The sequence below is a fragment of the Tianweitania sp. genome, from assembly GCF_032053605.1.
GTDB lineage: Bacteria > Pseudomonadota > Alphaproteobacteria > Rhizobiales > Rhizobiaceae > Tianweitania.
This window is the reverse complement of record NZ_DAMBUH010000033.1, coordinates 1-783: the sequence shown is the minus strand read 5'-3', so window position 1 is coordinate 783 and position 783 is coordinate 1. Positions and strand designations below refer to the sequence as shown.

General features: G+C 61.7%; 1 pseudogene. It reads left to right on the top strand.

Annotated features, from left to right (window positions below):
- Positions 1 to 783, top strand: a pseudogene (locus tag RTX98_RS09855) (heparinase II/III family protein); the annotation flags it as partial.

The window sequence follows — 783 nt, the reverse complement described above, 5'->3', positions numbered from 1 at the left end:
CTGCTTGCCGCTTCTCCCGAACAAAGGCAGGGAATTGCACATGCCGCCGAGCAAACCCTTCAGGGACGCTATTCCGCCCTGGGACGAGACTGGCCGAAGCGAGACGCGGACCGTCTCTTCCCTGCAGATTTCTGGCGCCTGGATCCGGTGACGGGCAAGCTCTGGGCTGGTGCCGAAACCCATACATTCGCGGTCGATTACCGGCAGGCGGGCACTTTCGGCGACATCAAATATGTCTGGGAAGCCAACCGGCTGCAGTTTCTGCCGGTTCTGGCCGCGCACCTCGTTTTGTCGGGCGATGCAAGAGCGCTCCAAGCCATCCAACAAGCGGTTGGAAGCTGGCATGCTGCCAATCCGCCGTTTCGCGGCGTAGCCTGGGCATCCGGCATCGAGGTTGCCCTGCGTGTCATCAGTCTGATCATCACGCTTGATCTTGTCGGTGAAACCCTTGACGCCGAAACGCACAACCAGATCGGCGCAATCCTGGTGGCAAGTGCGTACTGGCTCAATCGCTTCCCATCTCGCTTTTCATCGGCCAACAATCATCTCGTCGCCGAATTGGCCGGAGAATTCCTGATCGGGCTTTCGCTTGGCACAAAGGTCGATCACCTCCGCAAGGCGTTGGTCGCGGAAACAACGAAGCAGATCCTGCCCGATGGCCTGGCCGCCGAGCAAAGCCCGACCTATGGCGCCTTCACGGCCGAGCTGATCCTGCTTTGCGCGGCCGCCTCGCAGGCAGCGGGAACGCCGTTTCCGGCCGACGCAACGCAGCGCCTTGCGGCC